The 26,202-nt window shown below is 67.0% G+C and carries 10 protein-coding genes; 6 read left to right on the forward strand and 4 right to left on the reverse strand.

The window, feature by feature from the left end; all coding sequences use genetic code 11:
- Positions 1-379 precede the first annotated feature (379 nt).
- The 3 genes from ACQP0C_RS12690 (at position 380) to ACQP0C_RS12700 (ending at position 16,965) form a co-directional block, all read left to right on the forward strand.
- Positions 380-14,500, forward strand: coding sequence for an amino acid adenylation domain-containing protein (locus ACQP0C_RS12690; protein WP_433733111.1), 14,121 nt, complete (start codon positions 380-382; stop codon positions 14,498-14,500).
- A 46-nt stretch (positions 14,501-14,546) separates the two neighbouring features.
- Positions 14,547-15,476, forward strand: coding sequence for an aldo/keto reductase (locus ACQP0C_RS12695; RefSeq protein WP_433733112.1), 930 nt, complete (start codon positions 14,547-14,549; stop codon positions 15,474-15,476).
- 124 nt (positions 15,477-15,600) lie between these two features.
- A complete protein-coding gene (locus ACQP0C_RS12700) occupies positions 15,601-16,965 on the forward strand; it encodes a wax ester/triacylglycerol synthase domain-containing protein (protein ID WP_433733113.1) in 1,365 nt (454 codons plus the stop codon).
- A 66-nt stretch (positions 16,966-17,031) separates the two neighbouring features.
- Here the strand turns inward: ACQP0C_RS12700 and ACQP0C_RS12705 are convergent, their stop codons facing one another.
- A complete protein-coding gene (locus tag ACQP0C_RS12705; protein WP_433733114.1) occupies positions 17,032-18,288 on the reverse strand; it encodes a cytochrome P450 in 1,257 nt (418 codons plus the stop codon).
- Between the two features lie 107 nt (positions 18,289-18,395).
- Positions 18,396-18,986 (reverse strand): TetR family transcriptional regulator, encoded by a 591-nt coding sequence (locus ACQP0C_RS12710; RefSeq protein WP_433733115.1) that lies wholly within the window; start codon positions 18,984-18,986, stop codon positions 18,396-18,398.
- Between the two features lie 393 nt (positions 18,987-19,379).
- On the opposite strand from ACQP0C_RS12710, the gene ACQP0C_RS12715 reads away from it, so the two are divergent.
- A complete protein-coding gene (locus ACQP0C_RS12715) occupies positions 19,380-20,834 on the forward strand; it encodes a class I adenylate-forming enzyme family protein (protein WP_433733116.1) in 1,455 nt (484 codons plus the stop codon).
- 375 nt (positions 20,835-21,209) lie between these two features.
- On the opposite strand, the gene ACQP0C_RS12720 is transcribed toward ACQP0C_RS12715, so the two are convergent.
- Both ACQP0C_RS12720 and ACQP0C_RS12725 read right to left on the reverse strand, forming a co-directional pair.
- The gene (locus ACQP0C_RS12720; RefSeq protein WP_433733117.1) at positions 21,210-23,474 is read right to left on the reverse strand and encodes a hypothetical protein; all 2,265 of its coding nucleotides are present in this window, start codon (positions 23,472-23,474) and stop codon (positions 21,210-21,212) included.
- A 259-nt stretch (positions 23,475-23,733) separates the two neighbouring features.
- Complete coding sequence (locus ACQP0C_RS12725) at positions 23,734-24,435, reverse strand: MerR family transcriptional regulator (protein ID WP_433733118.1); 702 nt, start codon at positions 24,433-24,435, stop codon at positions 23,734-23,736.
- A 262-nt stretch (positions 24,436-24,697) separates the two neighbouring features.
- Between ACQP0C_RS12725 and ACQP0C_RS12730 the strand changes: the two genes are divergently transcribed.
- Together ACQP0C_RS12730 and ACQP0C_RS12735 are read left to right on the forward strand one after the other, a co-directional pair.
- On the forward strand, positions 24,698-25,156 hold the full coding sequence (locus ACQP0C_RS12730; RefSeq protein ID WP_433733119.1) for a hypothetical protein: 459 nt from the start codon (positions 24,698-24,700) through the stop codon (positions 25,154-25,156).
- 51 nt (positions 25,157-25,207) lie between these two features.
- Complete coding sequence (locus tag ACQP0C_RS12735; protein ID WP_433733120.1) at positions 25,208-26,104, forward strand: ROK family protein; 897 nt, start codon at positions 25,208-25,210, stop codon at positions 26,102-26,104.
- The last annotated feature ends 98 nt before the right edge of the window (positions 26,105-26,202 follow it).

Raw genomic sequence — 26,202 nt, forward strand, 5'->3', positions numbered from 1 at the left:
GTGCAGGTATGCACACGTGCTGATCGGTTAGCGGAGATTACGTTGGAAGTGGAGGCGGCACACGAGGTTTGCGCACTAGTATCGCGATAGCGAGATCGCACCACTTCGGAGTGGCGCTGGTTGGCAACGGGACGGCTATCGCGATACTTCCGGAGCACCTCCCCATCGTTGGGATTATGCGGAAATGCGCTGCTTGTATGATGGCGCGCTCGGCCCGTGGCGTTTGATCGTCGGTTCGTGAGTCGCGTTTCCACTTGTGTCAGGTGTGGTATCCACGTCGGCAGGTTCGGCATAGTTGAAAGGTGTAGTACCGGAAGTGGCTAGGGATCGTCGTTCCACACGTGGTAGTCGTCGCCGGGTAGGTCTACTCTTCGCGAACTTGCTCGCGGCCGCTGTGGAATCGGCGGCCGACGTCGTCGCCATCCGGTTCGATCCGTCGGACGACGCCGCCGATGATCGGCAGCTGACGTACCGGGAACTCGACGAACTGTCCTCGCGGTTGGCGCGCGAGCTGATCGGTCGCGGGGTCGGCGCGGGCGACGTGGTGGCGATCGGGATCACGCGCAGCGTCGAATCGGTGCTGGCCGTATGGGCGATCGCGAAGACCGGCGCGGCGTATGTGCCGGTGGATCCCGGATATCCGTCCGAGCGTATCGCGCACATCCTCGCGGATTCGGGTGCGGTGCTCGGTTTGACCACCACCGCACATCGGCCGGTACTCGGCGCGAGTGTGGACTGGCTCGAACTCGATGATCCGGAGCTGGCCGGGCGAATCGGTGAGCGGCCGGGCCACCCGATCTCCTATGCGGACCGCGTGCGCCCAGTCGATCACCGGCACCCCGCATATGTCATCTACACCTCGGGATCGACCGGGAAGCCCAAGGGCGTGGTGGTCACCCATGCCGGTCTCGGTGGGCTGTTGGCCGCGGCGCGGGAAGTCTCCGGGGTATGCGAGGGTTCGCGGCTCCTGCACGTGTGCTCGCCGAATTTCGACCCCTCGGTGCTCGAACTGCTGCTGGCCTTCTCGTCGGGAGCGACGCTGGTGGTGGCGCCGCCGCACGCATCCGGTGGCCCCGAGTTGACGGAGCTGTTGCGGCGTGAGCGGGTCACCCACGTGATCATCACGCCGGGTGCGCTGGAGTCGGTGGATCCGGCCGGGCTCGACCATCTCGAGATGGTGGCGGTCGGCGGCGAGGCGTGCGGCCCGGAGTTGGTGGGACGTTGGGCGCGCGACGGGCGGCGGTTCGTCAACGTATACGGCCCCACAGAAGTGACGGTATGGGCGACCCTGGGGGAGCTGCTGCCGGACGAGCCGATCACGATCGGCGCCGCGCTCGCGGGGGTGGGCGCATTCGTGCTGGACGCCCGGTTGCGGCCGGTGCCCGCGGGAGTGACCGGAGAGTTGTACCTGTCGGGAGCGGCGCTGGCCCAGGGATATCTCGGGCGGCCGGGGCTGACCGCGGAACGGTTCGTGGCCAGCCCGCACGAGTTGGACACCGGCAATCCCGGCGGACGTTTGTATCGCACCGGTGATCTGGTGCGACGCAACGGAACCGACGGCACCCTCGAGTACTTGGGCCGGACGGACTTCCAGGTCAAGATCCGTGGTTTCCGTATCGAGCTGGGTGAGATCGACAATGCGCTGAGCGCCCATCCCGATATCGACTATGCCGTGACCCTCGGCAAGACGCTGCCCTCGGGTGCGAAGGTCCTGGTGGCGTACGTGCTGCCGCAGGCTGGGAGCGGCGTGGACACCGGCGAACTCGCGACCTTCGTCGGGGAGCGGTTGCCGGAGTACATGGTTCCGGCGGCGATCGTGGTGCTCGACCACCTTCCGCTCACCCCGATCGGCAAGCTGGACCGAAACGCGCTGCCGGAACCGGTCTTCGCCGCCAGCGAATTCCGTGCTCCCGTGCGCGAAATCGAAACGATCATCGCCGAGATATTCGCGGCGGTGCTCGGTGTCGAGCGGGTCGGTCTGGACGACTCGTTCTTCGCGCTGGGTGGCGATTCGATCCTGTCGATTCAACTGGTGTCGCGGGCCAAAGCGCGCGGTGTCGTGTTCACCGCACGGGACGTCTTCGATCATCGCACCGTCGAGGCATTGGCCGAGATCGCTACGTTGGCGGGTGCTGCGCAGCAGCAGCGGTTGGCGGAACTACCGGGCGGCGGGGTCGGCGAGATCCCGTTGACGCCGCTGCTGGCGGCGACGCTGTCGAATGGCGCCTCGTACCAACGGTTCTCGCAGTCGATGGCGCTCGCACTGCCCGACGGCACAGATCGCGAAACCTTGGTCGCGACCATCGGTGCGGTGTTCGATCACCATGACGTGCTGCGCGCACGGCTGCGCGACAACACTGCGACCGACACCCCATGGGTCTTCGAGGCGCTCGAGCGTGGCGCCCTGGACATCGATGCTCTGGTCGACCGGGTCGAAATGCCCGCCGATATCTCGGACGCGGAGCTGTCGCGGCGGGCGAATATCGAATACAACGCGGCGCTGGGGCGGCTCGATCCGGCGAACGCGGTGATGGTGCGGTTCGTCTGGTTCGCCTTCCCGGAGTCCGCGGTCCGTCGTGATGTATTGCTGGTCATCGCGCACCATTTCGTGGTCGACGGCGTGTCCTGGCGGATTCTGATTCCGGATCTGGCGGTGGCGTGGTCGCAGCTGGCGGCCGGGCAGCCGGTGGCGTTGCCCGCCAACGGAACCTCGATGCGCCGCTGGGCGCACGCCCTGCTCGACGCGGCGCAAGATCCGGCCCGTGTCGCGGAGCTGCCATTCTGGCAACAGGTTTCGGCCACCGCGCAGCCGCTGCTCGGTGCGCGTGCCTTCGATCCGGCGGTGGACACCTTTGCCACCGTCGACCGTGTCCAGGTGAGGTTGCCCGCGGGGGTGACCGATGCGGTGCTGACTGCGATTCCGAGCCGGTATCGCGGCGGCGTCAACGATGGCCTGCTGTCCGCGCTGGCGCTGGCGGTGAGCACATGGCGTGGCGAGACCTCCGGTGGCGCTGTGCTGGTCAAGTTGGAAGGCCACGGTCGCGAAGAGGGTGTCGTCGCGGGCGCGGATCTGTCCCGTACGGTCGGCTGGTTCACCAGCGCCTATCCGGTGCGGCTCGATCTCGCGGGCGCGGATGTCGCCGCGGCATTCGCGGGCGGAAAAGCCATGGGCGACATCGTGAAATCGGTGAAGGAGCAGCTGCTGGCGATCCCTGACAAGGGACTCGGCTACGGTCTGCTGCGTTATCTGAACCCGCAGACCGCCGCGTCGTTGGGCGACGCGGGTCAGATCAGCTTCAACTATCTGGGTCGAATGTCGACGGGGGAGATCCCTGCCGAACTCGGTGATCAGGGCTGGGTGCCGGTCGCGGATCTGGGGCAGCTGGATGCCGAGCTGGATCCGGACATGCCGGCGAACGGGGTGATCGATATCAACGCGATCGTCACCGACGGTCCGAACGGTCCGGAGCTCGGTGCGTCGTTCGCCTTCCCGAGCGGGCTGTTGTCGCGCGAGCGGGCGCAGGAACTCGCCGACCTGTGGGTCGCCGCGCTGCACGCACTGGCCGAGCATGTGCGACGCCCGGAGGCCGGTGGCCGCTCGCCGTCGGATCTGGCGCTGGTCAGCGTCGGCCAGTCCGATATCGAAGGGTGGGAACGGGACTACCCGGCGCTCTCGGATGTGTGGCCGCTGTCGCCGCTGCAGTCGGGCCTGCTCTTCCACGCGCTACTGGCCGAGTCGGGTGTCGATGTCTACACCACGCAGGCGACGGTGGACCTGGGCGGCATCGTGGACGTCGAGCGGCTGCGGGCCGCGGCGCAGGGCATCTTGGACCGGTATCCGAACCTGCGGACCGCATTCGTCACCGACGCCGACGGTCACCCCGTGCAGGTGGTGCTGGAACGGGTCGAGGTGCCATGGCGTGCGGTTGATCTGACGCACCTGCCCGAGTCCGAGCGGCTGCCGCAGTTGCGGCGGCTGGTCGTGCAGGAGCGTGAAACCCACTTCGACATGTCGGTGGCGCCCTTGCTGCGGTTCACCCTGTACCGCACCGAGCAGTGGCATCTGGTGATCACCACCCACCACATCCTGCTCGACGGCTGGTCGATGCCGCTGCTGATGCGAGATGTGCTGGTGCTCTATGCGACTCGGGGCGATCAGTCCGCGCTGCCGCGGGTGCCCTCCTACCGCACCTTCCTGAGCTGGCTGGCCGGTCGGGACCGGGAGGCGTCACTGCGGGCGTGGGCGCAGGCGCTGTCCGGCGTGGACGAGCCGACTCGGCTGGCGCCACTCCCGCGGACGCCCGAACGCCACGAGATCGGCAAGGTCGTCACCGAGATCGACGCCGAGCGCACCCGCCGGATCACCGAGCAGGCCACCGAACTCGGCGTCACCGTGAATACCCTGATGCAGGCGGCGTTGGGCATTCTGCTCGGGCGGCTCACCGGCCGCGCCGATGTGGTGTTCGGCACCACGGTGTCCGGCCGTCCGGCCGAACTGTCCGGCGTGGAGTCGATGGTCGGCTTGTTCATCAATACGCTGCCGGTGCGCGTGCGGGTCGATGGCAGGTTGGCGATCGGGGAGTTCCTGCGGTCGGTGCAACGCGAGCAGGCCGGTCTGCTCGAGCACCACCATGTGGGTCTCACCGACATCCAGCGAATCGCCGGGGCCGGGGCGCAATTCGACACCCTGTTGGTATTCGAGTCGTACCCGATCGACCGGGACGCGATCGCCGCCGCCGATTCCGTCGACGGCATGTCGGTGACCGGTGTCGGTTTGCGCGACGATACGCACTACCCGTTGACACTGCTGGTGACCGCGGCCTCGACGCTCGAACTGACGTGGAAGTACTTGGGCGATCGGTTCACCGCCGAGGAGGTGCAATCCCTTGCCGCACGTCTGATCCGCGTGCTGGAGGCGCTGCTCGGCGATCCCGCCGCTCGGATCGGCGATATCGACATCATGCTGAGCGGCGCCGAACGGGATCGAATCCTGCTGGACTGGAACGATACCCGGCATCCGGTCGAACCGGAGCCGCTGCTGGACGGCTACCGCCGCGCGGTGCGGGCGCACCCGGATCGGGTCGCGGTGGTTTACGAGGGTCGCGAGCTGACCTACCGGGATCTCGATGAGCGCGTCAATAGACTTGCGCGCCTGCTGATTTCGCGCGGTGTGGGTGCCGAGTCGCTGGTCGGTCTCGCGGTCCGGCGTTCGCTGGAATCGGTCGTCGGCATCTATGCGATCGGCACTGCCGGTGCCGCGTACGTACCGCTGGATCCGGATCATCCGGCCGAGCGCATCGGGCACATCCTGAGCAGCGCCGAGCTGGCGTGCGTGGTCACCACGACCGCGGATGCCGTACCGGTGCCGGACGGACTCGCGGTGCTGAACCTCGACACCGAGGAGCTGGACGGATTCGACGGCGCCCCGGTGCGTGCCGAGGAACTGCTGCGACCGGTCCGTCCGGACAACGCGGCGTACGTGATCTTCACCTCGGGCTCGACCGGACGCCCGAAGGGCGTCGCGGTATCGCACGGCGCGATCCACAACCAGATCACCTGGATGCTCGCCGAGTACCGAGTGGGCATCGACGACATCTACTTCCAGAAGACCGCCGCCACCTTCGATGTCTCGCTGTGGGGCTACTACCTGCCGCTGCGGGTGGGCGCCAGGCTCGTGATAGCCACCCACGACGGCCACCGCGACCCGGTCTATCTCGCGGAAACCATTGCGGCACAGCGAGTTACCGTCACCGACTTCGTCCCTTCGATGCTTTCGGTATTCGCGGCGCACACGCGTGCCGGCGCCGTCTCGACGCTGCGGACGCTGTTCGTCGCCGGTGAAGCGCTGCCACCGGAGACGGTGCTCGCGCTGCGGGCGATCTCCGATGCCGCGGTGCACAATCTCTACGGGCCGACCGAGGCCGCGGTCTCGGTCACGAGCTGGCCTGCCTCCGGCGCTGAGCGCACGGGTGTGCCGATCGGCGCACCGGCGTGGAACACCCGTGTCTACGTGCTGGATTCGCGATTGCGGCCGGTGCCGGCCGGTGTCAGCGGCGAACTCTATCTGGCCGGTGACCAGCTGGCCCGCGGCTACGTTGCGCGTCCCGACCTGACCGCGGAGCGGTTCGTGGCCAACCCGTTCGGTTCCGGCGAGCGGATGTACCGGACCGGTGACCTGGTGGTGTGGCGTGCGCTCGATGGCCAGGAACGCGGTGTGCTCGAGTACCAGGGCCGCACCGACTTCCAGGTCAAATTCCGGGGTCTGCGCATCGAACTCGGCGATATCGAATCGGCGTTGCTCGCCCAGCCTTCGGTTAGTCAGTCCGCCGTGCTGGTGCTGCCGTCGGAGCTCGGCGATCAACTGGTGGCCTACGTGGTGCCCACGCCGGGCGCCGCGATCGATGCGGCGCGGTTGCTTTCGGCGCTGGCGGAAACGCTGCCCGCGTATATGGTTCCGGCCACGGTCGTGGAGTTGGCCGAATTCCCGCTCAATACCAGCGGCAAGCTGGACCGCAAGGCATTGCCGCGGCCGAGCTTCACCGGCCGGGCCTTCCGTGCCCCGTCCACCCCGATCGAGGAGGTCGTGGCCGGGGTGTTCGCCGATGTACTCGGCTCGCAGCGGGTGGGTGCCGATGACGACTTCTTCGCCCTCGGTGGCAACTCACTGATCGCGGCCCAGGTGGTGGCCCGGCTGAGTGCGGCGCTGGATGCGCGGGTGCCGGTGCGGGCGCTGTTCGACGCACCGGTGGTCGCCGCACTGGCCGCGGCCATCGCGCCGGGCTCCGGTGCCGGGGCGGATCGTCCCGCGCTGACTCGGACCGCGCGGCCCGAGGTGGTGCCGCTGTCGCTGGCGCAGTACCGCATGTGGGTGCTCAACCAGGTCGACACCGAATCCCCTTCCTACAACCTGCCATTCGCGATTCGGCTCACCGGCGCTCTCGACGTGTCCGCATTGGGGCAGGCCGTCGCGGATGTGCTGGAGCGCCACGAAGCGCTGCGTACGAGGTTTCCGGTGCACGGTCCGGACGGGCTGCCGCGCCAGGAGATCCTGTCGGTGACCGCAACGCTGCCCGATGGGTTGCCGGTCGAGGCGGCCGCCGCCGACGATCACCAGCGCGTCGCCGAACTGTTATCCGCGGGATTCGATGTCACCGAATATCCCCCCGTGCGGATCCGGTTGTTCTCCGACCCGAGCGCGAACGAACATCTGCTGGTCCTGGTCGTGCACCACATTTCGGCGGACGGCGTATCGCTGGCGCCGCTGGCGCGGGATCTGGCCACCGCCTATCTGGCGCGCGCCGCGGGCACCGCGCCCGACTGGGCGCCGCTGCCGGTGCAGTACGCCGATTTCGCGCTCTGGCAGCGCAGCGCTATCGGCACCGACGACGATGAGAACTCCATCGCCGCACAGCAATTGGCGTACTGGCGGGGCCAGCTGGCCGGTGTCTCGGAGGCCGCGCAGCTGCCGCCGGACCGCCCGCGTCCGGCACGGCCATCGATGCGCGGTGCGTCGAGCCGCACGATTGTGCCCGCACACATTCACGCGGGGCTGGATCGCCTTGCGCGCGAGCACAATTCATCATTGTTCATGGTCGTCCATGCCGCATTGGCCACGCTGCTGGCCCGGCTCTGCGGTGGCTCCGATATCGCGATCGGCACGCCGATCGCCGGTCGTGGCGCGGCCGCCCTGGACGATCTGGTCGGCATGTTCGTCAATACCTTGACTCTGCGCACCGAAATCGACCACGTCGCCACCTTCGCGTCGCTGGTCGAACAGGTCCGCGACACCGACCTGTCCGCCTTCGCCAATGCCGATATCCCATTCGAGCGGGTGGTCGAGGTGGTGGCACCCGCACGCGACGGCGCGCACAATCCGCTGTTCCAAGTGATGCTGTCGTTCCAGAACACCGAGCAGCCAGCGCTCGAGTTGCCCGGACTGACGGTCTCCGCGCTCGAGATCGGCGAGGTCGTCGCGAAATTCGACCTGCAGGTGATCATCGAGCCGCGCCACCGTGAAGATGGGACGCCGGACGAGCTGGCCGTCGTATTCACCTATGCGACAGATCTTTTCGAGGACGCGACGATTCAAGGGCTCGGTCGGCGGTTCGAGCGGATCCTCACCGCGGTCGCCGCCGATCCGCGCGCGATCATCGGTGACATCGATATCCTCGACAACCGTGAACGCGAACGGGCATTGACCGCACCGGTCCGGTCCGTCGGGACGGACCCGGCCGAGCAGGCGCCCGTCACATTGCTACCGCAGCTGTTGACCGAGGCCGTGGAAAGCAATCCGGACGGTGTCGCGGTGGTCTTCGCCGACGCCGGCGAGCGGCTGGCCGAAGTGGACTATGTCGAGCTCGACGAGCGCTCCACCCGGTTGGCCCGGCTGCTGATCGAGCGCGGTATCGGCCCGGAGGATCTGGTCGCCGTCGGCATTCCGCGGTCATCGGAGTCGGTGCTCGCGGTCTGGGCGGTCGCCAAGACCGGTGCCGGATTCGTACCGGTGGATCCCAACTATCCCGCCGAGCGGGTCCGGCACATGGTCACGGATTCGCGTGCGGTGCTCGGACTTACGGTCGCGGCGGTCGGTGCCGAGCTGCCCGGCGAGGTGGCCTGGCTCGCCATCGATGCCGACGATATCGATGCGCGCCTCGACGACCAGTCCGCCGAACCGATTACGGACGCGGATCGAGCGCGCCCGTTGCGCGCCGAGCATCCGGCCTATGTCATCTACACCTCCGGATCGACCGGCAAGCCCAAGGGCGTGGTCGTCACGCAGGCCGGACTGTCCAGCTTCTGCGACGAACAGCGCGAGCGCTACCGGGTGACGACCAGTTCGCGCACCCTGCATTTCGCCTCGCCATCCTTCGACGCGTCGGTGCTGGAGTTGCTGCTCGCGATCGGCGGGTCCGCGACCATGGTGGTCGTATCGCCGAGCGTCTACGGCGGTGAGGAATTGGCGGCGCTGCTGCGCCGGGAGCGGGTGACGCACGCGTTCATCACCCCTGCGGCGCTGGCGTCGGTCGACCCGACCGGCCTGGACAAGCTTCGCGTAGTGGTGGCCGGTGGCGAGGCATGTCCGCCGGAGTTGGTGCGGCGCTGGACAATTCCGATCGCCGGACGGCGCACCCGTGAGTTCTACAACGGGTACGGGCCGACCGAGACCACGATCATGACCAATATCAGCGCGCCGCTGGTGCCGGGGGAGACCGTCACCATCGGCGGGCCGATCCGCGCCATGACCGAGTACGTGCTGGATGCGCGTTTGTCTCCGGTGCCGGATCGCGCCGTCGGCGAGCTCTACATCACCGGGGCGCAGCTGGCCCGCGGATATCACGAGCGTCCCGCGCTGACCGCGGCCCGGTTCGTGGCGAATCCATTCGATCTCGGCGGAGCCAGGCTGTACCGAACCGGTGATCTGGTTCGGCGGACGGTCGACGGTGCGCTGGAGTATCTGGGCCGCAACGATTTCCAGGTCAAGGTCCGCGGTTTCCGCATCGAACTCGGCGAGATCGATGCTGTGCTCGCGGCCCACGACACCGTCGACTTCGCGGTGACCATCGGTCACGAAATCACCAGCGGTGCAACCATTCTCGTCTCCTATGTGCACGCCGCCGGCGGTGCGGTGGTCGATGCCGACGGACTCACCGCGTTCGCCGCGGACAGCCTGCCCGCACATATGGTGCCCACCACTGTCATGGTGCTCGACGAGATCCCGCTGACCCCGGTCGGCAAACTCGACCGTGCCGCCTTGCCCGCGCCGGTGCTGCGGGCGCGGGAGTACCGTGCGCCGTCCGGGCCGCTGGAGGAACTGGTCGCCGGCGTCTTCACCGAATTGCTCCACCCCGCAATGCCGGTCGGTGCCGATGACGACTTCTTCGAACTGGGCGGCAGCTCGCTGACCGCCACCCGGCTGGTGGCGCGACTGGGCGCAGCGGTCGATACCCGGGTCCCGGTGCGGCTGCTGTTCGAGGCCTCGACCGTGGCCGCCCTCGCGGCCCGACTGCGCGAGCATTCGGCCGGTGGCGGCCGTCCCGCGCCGACCGCCGGTCCGCGACCGGAGCGGATCCCATTGTCGCTGGCCCAGCAGGGCATGTGGTTCCTCAACCGCCTCGATACCGCCTCGGTGGCCTACAACGTGCCGATGGCGGTGCGTTTGAGCGGCGCCCTCGATATCGCGGCACTGCAGGAGGCAGTCGGGGATCTGGTCACCCGCCACGAGATCCTGCGCACCGTGTACCCGTATACCGAGGGGGGCCCGGATGACCCCAACCCGGTTCCGGTGCAGGTGATCCTGCCCGCGACACAGGCGATACCGCAGGTGCGGATCGAGGCCATCGATCCGGCCGAGGTGGCGGACGCGGTAGCCGATCTGGCGAAGACGGTCTTCGATCTCACCACCGAGGTGCCCATCCGACTCGCCCTGTTCGATCTCGGCGACGCGACGCACTCGGATTCCTCCGACGCGCCGGATTTCTTGCCAGGGCGCGAGTACGTGCTGGCGATGGTCGTGCACCACATCGCCGCCGACGGCTCGTCGCTCGGCCCGCTGGTCCGGGATCTGATGACCGCGTATGTGGCACGCTGCGCCGCGGCGGCACCGGAGTGGGCGCCGCTGGCGGTGCAGTACGCCGACTACAGCATCTGGCAGCGCGAGGTGCTCGGCACCGAGGATGATCCGGCATCGGTGGCGGCCCAGCAGATCGCCCACTGGCGGCAGGAGTTGGCTGGTCTGCCCGATCAGCTCGACCTGCCATCGGATCGGCCGCGTCCGCTGGTCCGGTCCGCCGCCGGTGGCCGGGTGTCGGTCCGCATCGACGCCGAAACCCATACCGCGCTGGTCGAATTGGCGCGCGCCGAGGGTGCCACATTGTTCATGGTCGTGCACACGGCACTCGCGGTGCTACTGGCGCGATTGTCGGCGACCGACGATATCGCCATCGGCTCGCCGACCGCCGGACGCGGCGATGCGGTGCTCGACGACCTGATCGGCATGTTCATCAACACGGTGGTGTTCCGCACCCGATACGACGCGGGCGCGAGTTTCACCGAACTGCTCGCACGTCAGCGCGAAACCGATCTGCAGGCCTTCGCGAACGCGGACGTGCCGTTCGAACGGCTGGTCAATGTGCTCAATCCGGTGCGGTCGACCACCCGGCACCCGCTGTACCAGGTGGCGCTCTCGTTCCAGAATATGGAACTGGTGGCACTGGAGTTGCCGGGGCTCGCGATCACGACCCTGGATATCGGCTGGGAGATATCGCAGTTCGATCTGCACTGGATGATCGGCGACACCTACGACGCCGCGGGCACCCCGACCGGGATCGGCGGCGTGGTCACCTACGCCACCGATATGTTCGACGAGCACACCGTGCAGGGTTTCGTGGACCGGTTCACCCGCCTGCTGTCGGTGATCGCCGCTGAGCCGCGTGCCGTCCTCGGTGATATCGAGGTGATCGATACGGCCGAACGCGCACAGCTGCTCTCGGATGCGGTCGACACGACGCATCCGGTATCGGGCGATTTCCTGCTGAGCGGCTACCGCCACGCCGTCACCGCGGCACCCGAGGCGGTCGCCATCGTGCACGACGCGACGGCCTGGACCTATCGGGAATTCGATGAGCGCGTCAACCGCCTGGCCCGCCATCTGATCGGGCAGGGGATCGGTCCCGAATCCGTAGTGGCGCTTGCGATGCCGCGTTCGCCGGAGCTGGTGGTCGCGATGTACGCGGTGCTGAGCGCGGGCGGCGCGTATCTGCCGCTGGACCGTGACCATCCGGCCGATCGGATCGCGTATGTACTGCGCACGGCCGAGCCCGTGTGTGTGCTGACGACGAGCGGGCATCCGGTGCCGGTTCCCGGGCCGCGGGTCATCGATATCGATGCCCTCGATCTGTCGGGATACTCGGCCGATCCGGTCGCCGCCGGCGAGCTGCGCGCGCCGCTGCATCCGGACCACCCTGCGTACGTGCTGTTCACCTCGGGGTCGACCGGTAGGCCAAAGGGCGTGCTGGTGTCCCACCGCGCGATCACCAACCAGATCGAATGGATGGTGGCGGAGTACGCGTTCCGGCCCGACGATATCTACCTGCAGAAGACCGCGACCACGTTCGACGTATCGCTGTGGGGTTTCTTCGCGCCGCTGTGGGTGGGCGCGCGGCTGGTGCTCGCCGCGCCGGACGGCCAGCGCGATCCGGGGTACATCGCCGACCTGATCAGCACCCATCGGGTGACGGTCACCGATTTCGTGCCGTCCGTGCTGCAGGTATTCCTGGCCGCGGCCCGGACCGAGCAGATGGCGTCGCTGCGCGAGGTGTTCGTCATCGGTGAGGCACTGCCCCCGGGCACCGTCGCCGATTTCGCCGCGCTGTCGAATGCCGGGCTGCACAACCTCTACGGCCCCACCGAGGCGGCGGTCTCGGTGACGTATCGGCCCGCGTCCACCAGCGACCGGACGACGGTGCCGATCGGTGCGGCGCTGTGGAATACCCGCACCTACGTCCTCGATTCCCGATTGCATCTGACGCCCGCCGGTGTGGTCGGCGAATTGTATTTGGCGGGAATCCAATTGGCGCGCGGCTACCTGCGGCGCGCGGATCTGACCGCGGACCGGTTCGTCGCCGATCCGTACGGGCCGCCGGGCGTCCGGATGTACCGGACCGGTGATCTGGTGCGTCGCCGCGCCGACGGTGTGCTGGAGTACCTGGGCCGCACCGACTTCCAGGCGAAGATCCGCGGACACCGGATCGAACTCGGGGAGATCGAGGCCGCGTTGCTGGCCGAGCCGTCAGTCGCCCAGGCCGTGGTCGTGGTCACGCCATCGGATATCGGGGATCAGTTGGTCGCCTACGTGGTACCGGCGGCCGCCTTCGCGGCCGATGCCCTGCGCGACGCGCTGGCGCAGGTGCTGCCGTCCTATATGGTGCCCTCGGTGATCATGGAGCTGGACTCCTTCCCGATGAACGGCAGCGGGAAGCTGAATCGTGCCGCGCTGCCGCGGCCGGTTTTCCGAGCCCGCGATTACCTCGCACCGGAGACCACCACCGAGCGGGCCGTCGCCGCGGCCTACGCCGAGGTGCTCGGCGTCGCCCGGATCGGTGCCGAGGACGATTTCTTCGAACTCGGCGGCACCTCGCTGCTGGCCTTCACACTGCAGCGCGCGCTGGCCGCCCGGCTCGGCATCGACGTGCCGATGGCGGCATTGTTCACCGCGCCGACGGTGCGCGGCCTGGCCGCCCGGATCGACAATCCGGACGAACCCGCGGCGGTGCCAACGCCCGATGACGGCGCGACGATCGATACCGATGTCGTGCTCGGACCGGAGATCAGTACCGAGGGTGTCGCACCCATGCGCGCAGCGGCCCCCCGGGATGTGCTGCTCACCGGTGCGACCGGATTCGTCGGCGCACACCTGCTGCGGGAGTTGCTGGTCAGCACGCCGGTACGCGTCTGGTGCCTGGTGCGCGGCGACGATGACGAGCGGGCATACAAGCGGATCCGCGACGCCCTGCAGCAGTACCGGATCTGGGACGACTCCTACCAGTCCCGAATCGTCGCTGTCGCAGGCGATCTGGCCGCGCCACGCCTCGGGCTCGACCAAGCCGGTTACACGCGGCTGGCCGAGCGGATCGATGCGATCTACCACAACGGAGCTCGCGTCAACCACATCGAGCCCTATGCGCGGCTGCGCGCGGCGAACGTCTCGGGTACCCGCGAGGTGCTCGGCCTGGCGACCACCGGCCGGATCAAGCCCGTGCATTTCGTCTCCACCGTCAATGCCGTGATTCCGGCCGCCACCGCACCGGATTTCATCGGCCGGGAGAATGCGGAGCTGAGCCTCGGCGAGGTGTCCGGGAACGGATATGTGGCCAGCAAATGGGTTGCCGAGCAACTGGTTCGGCAGGCGGGCGAACGCGGTGTGCCGGTGAGCATCTACCGTCCCGGCATCGTGTGCGGTGATCCGCGGCTCGGTGTGAACAGCGTCGACGACTCGTTCTGGAATATGATCCGGGCGGCCGCCATCCTCGGGCTCGCCCCCGAGACCGCCGACGCCGCGATGTCGCTGGTACCGGTGAATTACGTGGTGTCTGCCATCGTGACGCTGGCCGACCGGCCCGCGATCGGCGCCGCGTACCACCTGGTGAATACGCGGTCGGTGGTCATTCGCGACATCTTCGAAGCCATCCGCAGACACGGGATTCCGATCGCGATCGCCTCGGTCGAGGAGATCGCGACGAAGCTGGCCGAACAAGCCGCGGCGCGTGATGCGGCGGGCGACGACTCCCTGGTGCGCGCCGCGTTGGTCAGCGGTAACTACGGCGGGGTTTCGGCCCCGATCGACGACACCCATACTCGTACCGAGCTCGCCAAACAGCACATCCACTGCCCACCCATCGATGCTGCCGCGCTCGACGCCTATGTCAGATCCTTCATCGACTCGGGCTTCTTCCCGGTCCCGAGCGATGATGGCCTACCGGAGGATCTCGTCGAATCCCGATGAGGCAGTGTGTGCCGCAGCATCGTTCATATCTATCCGAAAGGAAAGCATGACCACCGAAGCCCAGTCCCGTCCCGCCGCCGCATCGGGCACCTTCGCCCTCGGCGGTGACCTACCGGTCCAGCGCCTGGGCTACGGCGCCATGCAGATCACCGGCCCCGGCGTCTGGGGCGATCCGAAGGATCCCGATGAGGCCGTACGCGTGCTGCGCCGTGCCGTCGAACTCGGCATCACCTTCATCGACACCGCGGATTCCTATGGTCCGTTCGTCAGCGAAACCCTCATCCGGCGGGCGCTGCACCCGTATCCCGACGACCTGGTGATCGCCACCAAGGGCGGGCTGACCCGTCCTCGTCCTGGTGAGTGGCGTACGGTCGGCCGCCCGGAATATCTGCGCCAGCAGCTCGAACTGAGCCTGCGCCATCTCGGTGTCGACCGCATCGATCTCTATCAGCTGCACCGGATCGACCCGAAGGTCGCGCTCGCCGATCAACTCGGTGAGCTGGCATTGCTGCAGCAAGAGGGCAAGATTCGCCATATCGGCCTGTCCGAGGTGAGCGTCGCCCAGCTCGCCAAGGCCCGCAAGATCGTCGATATCGTCTCGGTACAGAATCAGTACAACCTCGCCAACCGCAGCGCGGAGGACGTGCTCGACTACGCCGAGGCGAACAATATCGCGTTCATCCCGTGGTTCCCCATGGCCACCGGCGATCTCGCGCGCCCCGGCGGTCCACTGGACAGCCTCGTGCGCACCGACGCCAGTCCGTCCCAGCTCGCACTGGCCTGGCTGCTGCGGCGCTCGCCGGTCATCCTGCCCATTCCGGGTACCTCGAGTGTGGCGCATCTCGAGGAGAACACCGCCGCCGCCACCATCACCCTCACCGATGACGAATACGCCGCACTGTCCGCGGTGAGCAGTCCCGCACCGGGAGGCGCCGGTGGTTGGCGTTCGCTGCTGCCGAAGTTGTCCCGCGGCTGACGAACGCCGGTCCCCAGTCGGCACGGCTGGGGACCGTCGGCCGACCGCCAACGCCGACAGCCGATTTCAGTTCCGCTCAACGTAATGGCAGAGTGCAGCAAATCGGATCGACGAGAGCAACATCATGCATGAATCACAGCTGGTGGCCAATGACGCCGCCTACTACTATCTGGCCCGCTCGGGTCGGGTCACCGACTGGCCGATGTGGTGGGCGTTCGATAACGAGACCGGCGCGCCGCCGACCGCCGCGGATATCGTCGCCCACTTCGGCGAACGCGCCGAACTGCTCGCACCGCTGCGCCGCCGCATCCGCGAGGTGCCGGGCGGGCTCGGGCATCCGTATTGGGTGGTAGACGACAGCCCGATCGCCGCGCACATCGTCACTCATGATGCGGCACAACTGGATTGGACCCAGTGTCTGGACGAGATGGGACGCGTTCTTGCGCAACCGCTGGATGCTCGGGTCAGCGCCTGGCAGCTCCACGTATTTCCGAATGTGGTCGGTATCGCCACGCTGAGCGGCGCGGGCACCGTGGTGCTGATGCATATCAGTCATGCCCTGATGGCGGGTCCTTCGATGACCTCGTTGTCGGAGGCATTGTTCGCCTCGGCGCCGTTGCGGATCGATGGGCTCGGTCCTGCCGCGAAACGTCCGCGCGCGGCACTCACCGCCGTTGGCGGGGCGCTGCGCTGGCCGTGGCAGGTGCTGGGTTTCAACCTCCGTGTCCGTGGCGAAATGCGCCGGATCGCCCGCGAGGGCGATGACGGCGGGCCGAACACCCCACCGGTCAGCCCGACCGTGCTCAACCGGCGGATCGGTGCGGGACGCGCCGTGCGCACGATCCCCTTGGACCTGCGCGACGTGCGGGTGCCGGGAATTACCGTGACGGCGCTCGGTCTGGCCGCGATCTCACGCGCCGTGCAGCGCTATCTCGAAAAACGCGATGGGACATGCCCCGACGATCTCGCCGCATTGGTGACCATCGCGGTGCCCGACGCCGCGGTGATGGGTGTCAATCGCGTGGGTGCCGACGCGGTCGTCCTGGCCGCGGGTGAGCCCGACCTCGCCGATCGCGCGCGAGCCGTCGAGGCCACCTTGCGCGAGCGCCGCCGCTCACCATCGAGCCGCCGGGAACTGGGCCGACTCGCGCTGGTCGACCGGCTGCCGAGCCGCGTCTACCGGGCCAGGTTCGGTACGCTGGCGCCCGCGGATCCGAACGCGCCCGCGCTCGCCCATACGATCCTGACCAGCATCAGGTGCGAGCCGACCGGCGAATGGTCATTGCTGGGCAAGCCGTTTCGCTTCGCGGGCGGGCTGCCGCCGATGTACCCGGACATCGGTCTGGCGCATTCGTTCGTCGGCGTCGGCGATAGCTTCACCGTATCCGTGGCATGCGATCCGGAGATAGTCCCCGACCTCGACGCCTACCGCGACATCCTGCTGGAATCCGTGCACGAGGTAGTCGCGGCGCTCAACGAGGCACAGTAGCGATCAGCTGAGCTCCGCGGTGCCAGAGTCCTGCCACAGCACCGGGGAGCATCCCTCGGGACACGCCTACCAGCTCACCGGCAGAGCCTTCGGCCCGCGCACCAGCAGGCCTGACTTCCATGGCACGTCCTCGATCGGTACCGCCAGGCGCAAGGTCGGGAACCGCCGCAACAGCGAGTCGAGCGCCACTTGCAGCTCGACCCTGGCCAGCTGGGCACCGAGACAGTGGTGTGCGCCGTGCCCGAAGGCCATGTGCGGGTTGCGTTCTCGGGTGAGGTCCAGCTGCTCGGGATCGTCGAAGACGGCCTCGTCCCGATTGGCGGCCTGGGTGTTGACGAATACCGACTCCCCGGCCCGGATGGTGACGCCGCCCAGTTCGAGATCCTGGGTGGCGATTCTGGGAAATGAACCGCCCGAACCCAACGGGACGTAGCGCAGCAGGTCCTCCACCGCGCTCGGGACGAGTTCCGGTCTGCCGCACAGCAATTCCCAGTGTCCCGGCTCGGTGAGCAGCACGTAGGTGAAGTTGGCGATCTGGTTGGCCGTGGTCTCGTGGCCCGCGATGAGCAGGCCGATACCCAGGTTGACCAGTTCCGCCTCGCTCAGCCGGTCCTCGTCATCGCGCGCGGCGACCAATGCGCCGAGCAGATCGTCGGTGGGCTGCTCCCGGCGCTGCGCCACCAATTCGGTCAGGTACGCCTCCAGGCCCGCCCGTGCGGCGCTGATCTGCTCTCGGGTGTGCGCCGTGGTGGACAGCACCGTATCGGAGAAGTCCCGGAAGCGGTGCTGGTCTTGCGCTGGGACACCGAGCATTTCGCAGATCACGGTGACCGGCAGCGGCAATGCGAGCAATTGCACCAGATCGGCAGGCGGGCCGGATCGCTCGATCTCGTCGAGCCGCTGATCCGCGATCTGCTGGGCGCGCGGGCGCAAGGCCTGGACCCGGCGGCCGGTGAAGGCCTTGACCACGAGTTTGCGCAGCCGGGTGTGCTCCGGCGGATCCATGCTGAGTAGCGAGTTGCCGCGCGCGGGCTCGGGCGTGGCGCGCGGAATGTCCTCGCGGTCGACCGCCGCGGCACGGCTGAACCTCGGGTCGGCGAGTACATGTTTCACGTCCTCATAGCGGGTTACCAGCCAGCCGTCGCCGCCGTAGGGCAGCCGGATGCGGCTGATCGGTTCCTCCCGGCGCAGCAGCGCGAAGAGCGGATCCATGTCGAGGCGGACCGGGGTGCCGAAGGGGTAGCGGCGCACCTCGTTGTCGACCGGTCCACCCGTCGCCGGGCCGCCACCCTCCATCGAATCGCTGCGCGATGGTGCCCTCATTACGATCTCCCTTCCGCGACGCGGACGGCAGGCGCCCGAGTGATGTAAGCGAGTGCTTACAACTGATGGTAGGGAGGCGGTATCGGCCCGTCAACGGTTGAATCCTGTTACGGCGGTGGGAAATTCACATCTACGCGCTCCAGCAGCTCGCGCGCGGCGTGCAGCACATGCTGGGCTACCGCCGCCGGATCGGCACTGGCGAGCGGTTCCCTGCGGTACACCGACCGCACCAGTCCGATGCCGAGCAACCAGGCAAGCAACAGGTCGGCGCGCAACTCGGCATCGGGGCCGTCGGTGAGTGCGGACAGCGCGCGCACGTATTCATCACCCAACTCCTGGCGAATCGCCGACGCTCCCTCATCGTGTCCGCTCGAGCGCAGCGCCGCCTGCAGCCAATGCCCCTGTGCCGCCGAGCCGCTCGGTGCGAGCGCGCGTGACAGCAAGCGGCCGAGCAAACCATCGACCGGCCCGTCCTCCAGCACGCGTCGTCCCCGATCGGCGATCGCCGCCCGGAACAGTTCGTCCTTGCTGCCGAAGTATCGGAACAGCAGCGCCTGATTCACCCCGGCGCGCGCGGCGATTTCGCGCACCGTTGTGCGCTCGTATCCGCGTTCGGCGAACAACTGTTGCGCCGCGGTCAGAATCGCGGTTCGTGTCGCGGCCGAATCCCTTTTGCGGCCGACGTTCTCACCAGACATGTGCCCTCCGGTTGATCCCAGACAGAGCAGCGTAAGTCCCGCGATGAGCGGGACCAAGTGCGGCTCGGCCGACCGCGCCGGGGTATTCGTCGCGTTCCCAAAGATGGGAACGGGGATTGTGGGCATGCGCGAGTCGCGGCGGTAACGTTGGGCACCTGGCGCCACTAAGAATTGGACCTCGACGGTGGTGCTGGAGCTGTCACGATGCGGAAGGCGTTGGTCGCGCGGACTTCGGGTTCCATTGCTCACCTCTTGTTCCCCCTTGCCGGGAGGTGCCGGGGATAACTGCTGCGATCTGCGATGGGTGCCGTTTCGTGACCCCACTCCCGGTTGCGGATTCTCGAATTCCGCAACGGGAGTGGGATATCCATCGCGCCATCGGAAGGACAATTGATGGATGCCCTCGATCGGCCGTTTCTTGTTTCCGCCGACGCGGATCCGATCTTGTCATTCGGTCAGCTCGAGGCCTGGGCCGAATCCGTCGCGTGGTGTCTGAAGAGAAATGGCGTCGGTTCAGGTGACGTGGTGGTCGCCGAACTACCGAATTCACCGGCCTTCGCGGCGGTAATGGCGGCGGTCTGGAATATCGGTGCGGTATTCGCACCGGTGGATCCGCAGCTGAGTGCGCGAGAGAAGCAGCAGATCATGGCGCTGGCCCGGCCCAGCGTGGTGGTCGCGTCGACCCCGGGGCCGATCGAGTCGCCGACGCTATTGTGGCGCAACCCGTTCGAGCCACCGGCACAGATCGAATGGATCCCGTCGCAGGCGGCGCGCAGACATCAATGGGCCTCGACGGTGCCCGACCCGCCGGTGCACGAAGGTGACCGGCTGATCCTGTTCACCTCCGGTTCCACCGGAGCGCCGAAGGCGGTCGCGCTCTCCGAGGCCAATATCGCCGCCGGAATATCCGCTGTCGCAGATCATTTCGCTCTCACACCGGAGGATCGCACCATTGCGCTGCTGCCGTGGGCGCAGGGCCACGGTCTGTTCGCGAACCTGATGGCGACCCTGCGCAACCGCTGCACGGTAGTGCTGCCGTCCGCGAGCGAGATGCGCCAGTCGCACCGATTGCTGGATTCTGCGACCCCCACCTGGCTCACGGTGATGCCAGCACAACTGGCCGGTCTCACCGCCGGGCTGGTGGCCTCGCGAAAGCGGGCACGCGGCATGCGCTTCCTGCGCACCGCTTCGGCACCGCTATCGCGCCTAGCGGCCGAGCGCGCGGAACGCTTGCTCGGCTGCCCGGTCGTCGAGGCCTTGGAACTCGCCGAGACCAGTCACCAGGCGGCGGCCGATCCGCCGTCGTGGGAACGGGTCCCCGGAACGGTCGGCACACCGACCGGTGTCGAATTCCGTTTGGCCGGTGACGAATTGGCGGGCGGGCACGAGCTGGAGGTCCGTGGTACGGCACTGTTCAGCAGATATGTCGGCAATCCGGCGGCCACCGCGGCGGCCTTCACCGCGGACGGCTGGTTGCGCACCCGCGATGTGGCCCGCCGGGAACGCGACGGACGTCTGCGCATCCTGGGTCGGCTCAGTGAAATCGCACACCGCGGCGACCACGCGGTCGCACCGGTCGATGTGGAGTCCGCGCTGGACGAACATCCCGATGTCGTCTCGTCGCTGGCGACGCGGGTGCCACACCCCCGCCTCGGCGATGACATTGCCGCAGTGGTCCACCTGCGCAAGGGTTCGCAGACCACCAAGCGAGATATTGTGCGGCACTGCCACGCGCACCTGGCCGACCACCAGATTCCGGGCCAGATCCGCATAGTCACCCAGTTGCCGAAATTGCCGAACGGAAAGCCGAGCCGTCGCATGGCGGCACAGCTGTTCGAGGTCGGCTGAAACAGCGATCGACGCACGGCCGTGCTGGATAGGAGTTCTGCTGTCCAGCACGGCTTTCCGCTGTCCACATCGGTTGCGCCGTAGTGACCGGGATTTTGTCGCGGAGAAGCTGCTCAGCCACACAGTGCTCGCGGCGGCACCTACCGTTGGGTCGCCCACGACATCGCGGTGCGGCACCGTGCCCGGCATGTATATCGGTGCGTGGACATCCCCGCAGAGCGGGTAGCCAGTGCCCCGTTCAGATCGGTTGCCGCGCTATCAGGTCCGGCTCACTCGCCGGGCGCAGTCGGAACGTGGCACGACACGTCCCGCCGCACCGCCATATGACTGCGCTCGACGGATCTCAGTTATCTCAGAAGCGATGTGGACACGGCACTAGAACGTCGGAATCGCCTTCGACGGGGTGAGAGTGCTGCTGCCTGTCCAGTACTCGGGCAGTGCCATCTTCTGCAAGATTCCCGATGCCGCCGCGAAATCTTCGGCTTCGGCGGCGACCAGGTACTCCCGGCTGAGGTGGACATTGATGAATCTGTTCATCAACGCGGCACGGTCCCTGGTTACGGTCCCGGTCAGGCCGGGCAACGCGGTCCCGGTGCCCGATACGACATCCCGAATGGCATGGATGACCGGTTCGGTGGGGTTGGTGAAGTAGTTGCGCAGGAACTGCTGCTCCGGCGCGGTGAAGCTGCTGAACTGCAGGTCGGGATCGGCGAAGCGACGTTGTGCGAGCCGATGCGCGGTTCGCTGGAACAGCGCGACATTGGCAGGGGTCCGGCCCAATTTGAGGACGCCGAGCGAGGCAATGGCCTGTCCGACATGCTTGTCGCCGTCCCACATATTCGGCCCCCAACTCGTGCGGTAGTTGTAGGCCTTGATGGCGTTGGTCCGCATTTCCTTATCGGTGAATCCGGCACTGAACAAAGCCGCTTCGGCATCGCCGAGACCGGCACCGCGGTCGATCACCCGATCGATCGCGACCGCGGCGCCCATCGGTGTGTGGCCGTACGTCGCCGCGGCGGACCTGGCGGAGTCGATGATCTGCTCGCGCGTGCGGTAGTAGTTGCGAATCCAGCCGAACCGGTCCGCCTCCACCGCCATTCGCATGTTCGCCAGCTCCGCCTGCTGGCGCATCGCGGAGCGGGAACTCAATGGCGACCGTCTGCGACCCATGAGATATTCGGTCACCGGCGACGCGTTGACCGTATTGAGCGCGGCGAGTCCGGTGATGAGCCGCTGGGTTCCAGACATCCCGGCGCCGGAGCCCATCATGGGTCCACCGCCGCCGCCTTGGGCGGCGTGTCCGATCGCGAGCACACCACTGATCTGGCTGGCTATCCGCCCGGTTCCGGCGCTGAGTCCATGGCTCATCTTGCGCAGCAGGACGATTCCGACGATCATGAACGATCCGCCGATGAAAATGACCGCGATGCCATGGCCCTGCGCCTGTTTGAACACATCGCCGAGGACCAGGGCGTAAACGCCGAGATAGACGGTGAACGCGACCATTTTCCCCGACGATACGAAGGCATCGACGAGATTGCGCACCAGGAAGGTCTGGCTCGGTCCATAGACGTATCCGCCTGCGGCGAAGCCGAAGATGGCCATGAAGGCGTGATAAATCGCCTCCGCCGCGGCCACCACGATCTTTCCGGACAGGTATACGCCGAACATCAGTAGGACGGCGGCAAAAATCAGCAACAGCAGGCCGGTGCAGATCTGGCCCGCATTGGGATTCTGGCTCTTGGTGTACGCCGCGACGTCACCGCAGCGTTTCAAACCACTGGTGACCTTGTCATCGCTGCCGGCCAGCACCCCGTCCGTCCACGCGGCGCGGCAGCCAGGCGAGTCGTCCACGACATGGCCGAAGTTCCATACCTGCAGTGGATAACGCACGAAGTTATCGGCGAGCGTGCCCTCGATAGAGTCGACGACCGCATTCGGGCTCGGATTCGATTCGCCATTGAGGCCCGCGGCTACCGCCACACCGACGTCGCGCCCCTGTGCGAGTAGCCCATCCGAGGACAACACATCGGCCAGCGGATGCGCCAGATAGGGCATGCTGAACATGGCGACCGCGATCATCGTCCCTATCTGAAGTGTGGCTTTGGAGAACTGTCCGCGTAAGACGAACCAGGCCACGGGTATTCCGCCGATGGTTACTGCGAGCACGAAGACGATGGGCGTGGCGATTTGTCCGGCCAGGGTGTCGGCGACCCCGCTCAGCGGCTCCGCGACCAGGTCGAGCCAGCGGAAGCTCACCACGTAGTCGATCGCCCAGATGCCGGTGACCTCGGTGGCCATGAACCCGGCGAATTCCAGATCGAGTGCGGTCGACAACGCGGCATTCCCGGGGTGCAGAATGTTGCCGTGATTCGTGGCGAAGACATAGTTGGCCAGCGGAACTCCGTGCGAATCTCGGACATTCATCCAGCCGACGGCATCAATTGTCGAGGACCCGGCGGTGGCGGTCCCCGTCTGCGCCGTTGCCACCGCACCGATCGTCATCGGGATAACGAATAGTACGAATACGCCGAGCAGCAGTCGGGCCGTTATCCGGCGCAGCCGCGTCGCGCCGACCCAGTGCCCGCATCGACGGATCACCGCGCCCGGTCGCCACCGTGCTGTATCCCAGAACTCCAAGTCCGACAACGCATTTGCGCGGTCTATCTTGCCCGACTCGAGTCGCGTGCCAACGAGTTTATCCGATCGCCCGAACACGCATACAAAGATAGTCGCCGGTCGAGTGTCGAAACCCCTTTGGGCTCAGGATGATTCGTATGTAATACGCAAAGAATTCGCCGGCGACACATCAATTCGCGTTCGGCGTGGTCGAAATACGATCGTCCGCCAAAGTTCGAGGCGCGAAATATTCGCAGCGCTCCGCGCGGGGAGGAAATTGTTATGGGGTCGGCGGCAGTTCGGAGTGTCTGGCGAAGGCTTGATCGATCAACTCCGACGTGGCGCGAGTCGCGATCAGTCGCGCGATGGCCAGATCGGTCTCGAGTTTGGTGCGGTCCTTGGGGGTGCGCTCGGATTGTTCGTAACCGCGTCCGGCCAGGCTGTAGAACATTTCGGTGGCATAGCGATCGGCGATCCGATCGCAGTCGGCGCGCAGCCGCTCGATCAATTCGAAGGCGGCGGTTGCCGGGAGGCCGATGTCGACGAGCCGGGTGGCCAGATCGCAACAGCGCGGATTGGTGAGGCGGTAGGCCTCGAGCGGATCATCACTCGAGGCAAGAGCCTGCTTCACGTAGTCCGGCAGTTCGGCCGCCTGCTCTTCCCGGGCGGTGCCCGCGTGTTGTGGGGTGGTCGGCGGCTCGGTGGTCGGGTGGTCGGCCGCGACGCCGAGGACATCGGCCAGACCGTCGCCACGATCCCAGGCTTCCAGCAGTTCCCGGATCCCGTTCAGCTTCATGCCGCGGCTGAGCAGGCGACTGATCGTCTGCAGCCGCTCCAGATGGTCCGATCGGTAGTAGCCGATCCGACCCCGTACCTCGGGTGAGGGCAGGAGTCCGCGCTCGTGGTAGACGCGCACGCTGCGCACCGTGGTGTCGGCTACCCGGGCCAATTCATCGATCGTGTATTCCGACTGCACAGCCATACCTCACAGGAAACCACAACTTACCCCGTAGAACGCGGCCCGTGGATGAACGTGCCGTTAATCAACGATACGTCGACATCACTACTTGGTCAATGTGCCGTTACATAGCGGCGGAAACGGTTGCCGGGTGACGGATCGTAAGTTAACGTGCGTCGTACAGCAGTTCACTGCTGGTTTCCGGGGACTGTTGAGCAGCCCTGATGCCCGCCCGACATTGGGACACGTTGCGTGGCGTGTGCCCTCGGCAGTCTCGGAGACGGCTATGAGCATTGTGCAATCGCGTCGGCCAGCGATCGGATCGCAAACGGCGCAACAGATTTCGGTGATTCCCACTACGGCCAAGGCCGTGCACCGCCCGCCCTGCGCGGATGGTCCAGACGATTGGGACCTCGACGTCGGCACCCCGGAATCCTGGCGGGCTGCCATCCAGACCTGCCACCACTGCCCCTTGTTCGCCAAGTGTGGGCAGTTGGCGCAGACACTCACCGCGCGCGGCGACGGCCCGCGGGCAATGATCTGGGCCGGGGTGGCCTACGACAGCGCGGGCCGGGTGGTGGAAAATCTCGATCGGCACCGCACTACGCCGATCGATCACAAACGACCACTGCGCATTATTCGCAACAGCACTCGGCCGGTGTGCGCTGATCTTGTACCCCCGACCCCGCGACGGCGTATCGTGCTCGGACACCGGCTGCGGTCGGCCGGTTCGAGCGGCCTGTAACGCTGTGGGCGGCGGACGGTACATGAAAACTCTTGCGGCGGTGGGTGACCTATGACGATTCTGGCTCTGGAGATCGGTTTGGAAGGGTTCGCAGCGACCCTCGTCGGCGAGGAAGTCGCGGACGAAGAGATTGGGCGAGTTCCATTGCCGTCCGCCGCCGCGTGGGCCACCTGCCGAGATCTGTTGCTCGAGGTGTCGCGGAATCATGAGATCACGGCCGTCGGCATCGGCTCGTCGGGGCCGATCGACATGCTGGCCGGAGTGGTCGCTCCGGCCGAGATTCCGGAGTGGCGAACCGGTTTCGCCCTGGTGGAAGCGGTGCAGAAGACCTTTCCCGGCGCGACGGTGCATCTCGCTCTCGACGGTGTTTGTCTGGGGCTGGCCGAGCGAAACTTCGGCGCGACCAGTGAGGTCATGGACGCCCTTTCGGTGACGGTATCGAGCCGGATCTGTGCCGGTGTCATGGTCGGTGGCTTCGTTGTGGTCGGACGTACCGGAAATGCCGGACACTTCGGCCACGTCCTCGTTCCGGGGTTCGACGACCTCTGTGAATGTGGGGGGCGCGGTTGTGTGGAGGCGGTTGCCGGTGGCAGCTCGATCTTGCGTTGGGCGCATGGCCAGGGCTGGATCGGCAACTCCGTCGAAGCTCTCGTCGAGGCGGCGGGCGGCGGCAACGAGATCGCCGTTGCCGCACTGAATCGTGCGGGCACGGCGCTCGGCCGGGGGATCGCCTCGGTGGCGCCGGTACTCGATATCGATCTGGTGGTCATCGGCGGCACTGTGGCGAAGTCCGGTCCGGCGCTGTGGAAACCGCTCACCGCGGCCGTGGCGACACACGCTCGGCTCGGATTCTTGACCTCGCTGCGCGTTATCCCTTCGGAGTTGGACGGCATCGGCGTTCTCGCGGGTGCGGGTGTGCTCGCCATGATGGCCCGGGTTCCCGCCTAGGACATGGGTTAACAGGTCGTCCGGCCGGGTTGTCCGGAAAACCACCAGTTACGACGGGGCATTTCGTGCCGACAGCCGGTGGCGGCGCGTTCGATCGC

Source organism: Nocardia sp. CA-129566 (assembly GCF_050956075.1).
Classification (GTDB): domain Bacteria; phylum Actinomycetota; class Actinomycetes; order Mycobacteriales; family Mycobacteriaceae; genus Nocardia.